Origin of the sequence: Shimia aestuarii, assembly GCF_022814865.1 — a bacterium.
Lineage (GTDB): Bacteria > Pseudomonadota > Alphaproteobacteria > Rhodobacterales > Rhodobacteraceae > Shimia > Shimia aestuarii_A.
Window position 1 is genome coordinate 1 of sequence record NZ_JAKVRD010000052.1, and the last position, 1,461, is coordinate 1,461.

Consider the following 1,461-nt stretch of genomic DNA (forward strand, 5'->3'; position numbering starts at 1 on the left):
GGGAGTGGACAGAACATGGGGGTCATGCGGCGCGTTTTCTGTTTGCGACGGTCAGCCGACCATCGAGAACTGCGGCCCTTGTGACGGCTACTCGGTGAGCCCCTTTGGGCGACCACCGCATCCTTCTGCGCTTTCCCATGCGGGCATTGGCAATGTCATCGACTGATCCTTCGGCACGAGATGACGAGATGGGCAGCCCGTTACGGTACCGTCGGCCATAGTCGACAAGGGATTCCATGTTGTTCGCGAGATAGGTGTACAGTGTCCCGCATCGGGCCTGCACACGAGCGGCAGCGGTGCGGACAGCCAAAGGTTCTTCCGCAAGGCGGGTGCAATCGTGCATGAGCCCTTTCAGATAAGTTTCCGCGACCCGTGCTCTGCCATGCCACAGCCACCAGCGAAGGCTTTTCGCGGGGCGCTGGAACAGCACCGGAATTCCAGTGAATCCCGGTATCTGGACCAGACCCTGAACGGCGGCCTCGACATGTCGAATACGCATCGAGATGTGCCACCAGTCGAGGATATGCTTCACCTGGCCGTCGCCACCCATGGCATTCCGTATGAGGTTCGGGAGAGCAAGCTCGCCATCAGAGATTACCGTCAACAGACGGCCCGGCTTCCATCCAAAGTCTGACAGCTCTTCTCGCATCCGGCTGCCTGGCGATGCCGTCGCATTGGCGACCAAGCCAAATCGTCGGCACATATTGCGACTTTCAATCTTACCGACCACAAGATCCAGGTGTCGCTGCTGATACTCCGGTCGACAGCGGATATGCGCACCGTCCAGAAAAACCGTCAAACCCCCTTTGGGAAGTGCTTCAGCGGGATCGCCTGATGCCCTTCGACTTTTCTCGAGCCCCGCGGCTACTCTTCCCAACCGGTCACGCACCGTGGTGTGATGGGGCGGATGGCAGGGGAGGAAGCTTTTCATCAGCCGCGCGGCTTCGCGAAAGGAATGCCGGGACCCGAGTTCCGCATGGAGCCGCTGCAGCTCCGGGGTAGCCCGGTCAGGAAAGAAATAGGCCAGCGGAGAAATAGGTCCGCCGGGCATCGCCGCTGACCTGGCATCACACGAACAGCGGCGCAAGCGCGCGGCTTTGACCCGAACCCGCCCAAAGAGCGTGTCGAGATCGCGCGTGCGATAGTCATGAATGGCACGAACCGAGGCGCAATCCGGGCATACGCGGCTTTCTCGAATGATCTCATCGACCTGATCGTAAAGGATTACCCTCTGGATCTGTTCGAGGATCCTTTTCCCATCCTCGAGGCGCAGCCCGATCCCGTCTGGGCAGGTCACCCGGTATGGTCGAGAAATGCCGTCAAGCTGATGAGTGCGCTTCTCCCCGTTGTCGAAGGTAGTTTCGATTGTAATCCGTACGTCCATGGCAGCCCCCCATACAAAGAGCTTACCTTAGCACAGGCCAGATCACCGACGACGACCCCCATGTTCTGTCCACTCCC

General features: G+C 59.7%; 1 protein-coding gene. It reads right to left on the minus strand.

Features of this window, described 5'->3' with window-relative positions; all coding sequences use genetic code 11:
- Positions 1-22: 22 nt before the first annotated feature.
- On the minus strand, positions 23-1,384 hold the full coding sequence (locus tag MK745_RS19635; protein ID WP_027246198.1) for an ISKra4 family transposase: 1,362 nt from the start codon (positions 1,382-1,384) through the stop codon (positions 23-25).
- Positions 1,385-1,461: the final 77 nt, after the last annotated feature.

Bases quoted from the DNA above. Each gene is read 5' to 3' on its own strand.
- MK745_RS19635 (WP_027246198.1), bottom strand. From the start codon at position 1,384: ATGGACGTACGGATTACAATCGAAACTACCTTCGACAACGGGGAGAAG.